We start from the raw sequence: 3892 nt of genomic DNA on the forward strand, positions 1-3892 counted from the left end.
AGAAACCGTAGAGAAAAAATCTGGTAATAATAGTACTGATACTAGCAACAGTGGCAACACCAACAATGGAGCTACTACCAACCCTGCTGGCAGCAATAGCAACAGTGTGACACCAGATAACAGAGGCAATACTCCAGCCCCTGGTGTGACAACTGACAATAGTAGCAATACGACCCTTACTACTCCATCGTCTACTGTTGGACAGGCACAAGCAAGCACTTCGACTCAAGAAACGCCAGTTTCTACAAGCACTCCAAACAATTCAGGAACTACAGTGACTCCTAACGAGACTCGTCCTGTTGACAAGTCTGAGCTTGCTCGATTGGTTGAAGGATTGGAAAGTCGTTTGAAAGATTTGGATGATATAGATAGTACAACGCTTGAGTCAGCTAAAGCTCTTCTTACAGAGATTAAACAAGCTCTTAATGACGAAAGTTTGACAGAGTCCGATTTGCGTGATATTGTTAGAAGAGTGAGAGAGGTAATAGACTCCTTAAAAGGTGTGAAAGAAGACCAGCAAAATCAAGAAAAAGATCAGATGAAAGACGATAGTCAGACAACTACTGAATTTTCATATGTAGTAATGATTGGCAGTCTACTTGCCCTTCTTGGGCTCCTTCTCTTCCTCATCGCGCGTCGTAAGAAAGAGTCAGAACTCAAGAAATTGGTCAAGGAACTAAGCAAGCTTGAAGCAGAATTGGATTCTACAAATGTGGATACGAAAGTTCTCGACCAAGCACGAGAAGCTCTCGCTCAAGCAGTTGCTTTCCTAGCCAATGAGAAAGAGTCTGACCACACAGAAGACGAGTTGATTGAGAAACTCAAAGCGATTCTTGCTCAGCTAAGATAAGCGACATGTTGAAATATCGCAGGTGACCATAGAAGTTACTACATTGCTGGATAATGACGATAGGAAAAGTTAGTCGCAAACCTGTAGTGGGAATATACCAGCTTCTAGTGGGGAAGTGGTTCTGGGAACAGGACACCGTCTTTTAAATGTGAATGCTTCCTCCTCTAGTACAAGTAGAAGTCTTTGATGGTAGAGTAAGATAAAGAAGAAACACGAAACAAGTAAGATAGTTCATGAAATGGAACTGAAAATTGCTGGTGTGGACTCTTGAAGGAAGTAATGGATAGAAAGAAGTTGAAAAGCGTCTTTCTATCCATCTTTCTTTAGGAGTTGATGTAAGCGCTCTCTATCACTTGGTTTTGTCAGATGATTGTGCTCTCCATAACCAACCATACGTATATCATATATAGTAGATTGAAATAAGATATGAACAAAGAGATTGAGAAAGTCAAATTAATTTCTAGAAATATTTTAGAATCCGTAGCCTACTATTCTAGGCTCAATATACTACACTTAAAAAATATTTCTATTGATTAATAGGGATTATTGTGGTATAATCTAGGTAGATTAGAAGTCATCAAAGGTGCAGCAATGTATAACTAGGTGACCTTTTTTCATATAGTGGAGACTGTTAGAATGAATGTTGCCATATTTGAATTAACAAATTTCAAGGAATATATTCCTTGAAATATTGATATAGTTGATAAAATACGATTAGTTTATAATCCTGTGTTAGCACCTACTACGTTAAAAATGGCGATTGAACCTGCACTGACAGAAGAAGAATTGTATCAACATATGAAAGATAAATCTCATTGGGATTTTTCATATAATGTTGATGATGAATTTTATAAAAAGGATTGCGTAGATTTATGGTAAATTGGTTAATCGTCAGTATATTTTAGCTAAGTAAGCCTACTTATTTGATAGTTACCTTAGAAATTTCCTTCAAGAAATATTGGAGAGAATTGAAGTCTTTTTGAAAAAGAGTACCGCTGATGCTCTGACGCTTGGATACCAAAAAACTATTTATATTTTTGAAGACGATGATTTATATTTTTCTGAACAATCTAAATACTGCAAGGATAACCCTAAACGTCAGGATACTGTCTTGAAAACAAAGTATCATTTATCGCGGTTTATTTTTGAAAAACAAGATGATTCCATAGTAAAGAATCAGATTAGACAATATGGTGTTGTGTTGCCTTGGACTGTTTTTCGTTTAATGACATTTGGAAATATATCATCATTTCTTGTCGCCTTACAACCAGGTTATCGAAATAAGGTTGCTGCTTATATTAGTTTGCTCTTGTATAAGGATGATAAAATTCCAGCTAAAATCTTATTGTCCTGGTGTAATGCACTTCGATATCTTAGAAATATATGCTCATATAATGGCAGATTATATGAACGCTTACACCATACCTTACCTGCTCTTCATCATTCTGATAAGGAGTTATTGGAGACAAACTCAGAGAATGATGATAAGACATTATTTATTTATTTTATAGCAATGAGACATCTTATTTTGTCCATGTCCCTAGAAACCCAGAATTTTTGGAATAAAAAATACAAAATTTACTAGAAGAAGGAAGTAGAGAACAAGTTGATTTGAGACACTACGGTCTTCCAGAGGAATGGGTGAACTTATTGACAATTAAGAATAGGATAATCTCTTAGATAGATAATTATTGGAAAGAATAAGATAGTATGGAGGTCTAGTATAAAACAAAATAAAGGGCACAAAACTTTTTTATTCTGTGTTGTGCCTTGAGTGAAACAAAAGGAATAAATTATAACAATGAAAAAAGTTGCCATTATTGGAGCAGGAATTGTGGGGGCAACAGCTGCCTACCACCTCTCGAAAGAAAGTGACCTAGAGGTAACCGTCTTTGACCATGGACAAGGTCAGGCTACCAAGGCTGCAGCAGGAATTATCAGTCCTTGGTTTTCCAAACGCCGCAATAAAGCTTGGTACAAAATGGCGCGCTTGGGGGCTGATTTTTATGTGGATTTATTAGCTGATTTAGAGAAATCAGGGCAAGAAATCGACTTTTACCATCGTTCGGGAGTCTTTCTCCTGAAAAAGGATGAATCCAAGTTGGAAGAACTCTATGAATTAGCCCTCCAGCGCAGAGAAGAATCTCCCTTGATAGGGCAATTAGCCATTCTGGACCAAGCATCATCTAATGAATTATTCCCTGGTTTGCAGGGATTTGACCGTCTGCTCTATGCTTCTGGTGGAGCGAGAGTAGATGGCCAACTTTTAGTGACTCATTTGCTGGAATCAAGTCATGTCAAGCTGGTCAAAGAAAAAGTGACTCTGACACCGTTAGCATCAGGCTACCAGATTGGTGAAGAGGAGTTTGAGCAGGTTATTTTGGCGACGGGAGCTTGGTTGGGGGATATGTTAGAACCCTTGGGTTATGCTGTGGATGTCCGTCCTCAGAAAGGACAGCTCCGAGATTATCAGCTGGCCCAAGACATGGAATTTTACCCTGTTGTCATGCCAGAAGGGGAATGGGATTTGATTCCTTTTGCAGGTGGCAAATTGTCCCTAGGTGCTACCCATGAAAATGATATGGGATTTGATTTGACGGTAGATGAAATCTTGCTCCAGCAAATGGAGGAGGCAGCCTTACCTCACTATCCAGTTTTAGCTAGAGCGACTTCAAGGGCTGAGCGTGTGGGAATCCGTGCCTATACTAGTGATTTCTCTCCTTTCTTTGGGCAAGTGCCAGAATTGGCAGGTGTCTACGCTGCTAGTGGACTAGGTTCATCAGGCCTCACAACTGGTCCTATTATTGGTTACCACCTAGCTCAATTGGTCAAAGGCAAGGAGTTGACTTTGAACCCTGAAAACTACCCAATTGAAAACTATGTCAAACCGGTAAAAAGCGAATAATACTCAATGAAAATCAAAAAACAAACTAGGAAACTAGCAGCGGGCTGCTCAAAGCACTGCTTTGAGGTTGTGGATAGAACTGACGAAGTCAGCTTAAAGCACTGCTTTGAGGTTGTGGATAGAACTGACGAAGTCAG

3 protein-coding genes are annotated in these 3892 nt (G+C 39.0%); all 3 read left to right on the forward strand.

Annotated features, from left to right (window positions below; genetic code table 11):
* Positions 1 to 850 (forward strand): hypothetical protein (locus HT736_RS11330; RefSeq protein ID WP_191994912.1); only part of this gene is annotated, 850 nt, incomplete at its 5' end.
* A gap of 958 nt (positions 851 to 1808) precedes the next feature.
* Positions 1809 to 2435: an Abi family protein gene (locus HT736_RS11895; protein WP_007284783.1), complete on the forward strand. Its 627-nt coding sequence runs from the start codon at positions 1809 to 1811 to the stop codon at positions 2433 to 2435.
* Positions 2436 to 2651: 216 nt separating this feature from the next.
* Positions 2652 to 3755, forward strand: coding sequence for an FAD-dependent oxidoreductase (locus HT736_RS11340; RefSeq protein WP_023940312.1), 1104 nt, complete (start codon positions 2652 to 2654; stop codon positions 3753 to 3755).
* The last annotated feature ends 137 nt before the right edge of the window (positions 3756 to 3892 follow it).

It is taken from the genome of Streptococcus sp. 339 (genome assembly GCF_013277285.1).
GTDB classification, from domain to species: domain Bacteria; phylum Bacillota; class Bacilli; order Lactobacillales; family Streptococcaceae; genus Streptococcus; species Streptococcus pseudopneumoniae.

Bases quoted from the DNA above. Each gene is read 5' to 3' on its own strand.
- HT736_RS11340 (WP_023940312.1), top strand. From the start codon at position 2,652: ATGAAAAAAGTTGCCATTATTGGAGCAGGAATTGTGGGGGCAACAGCT.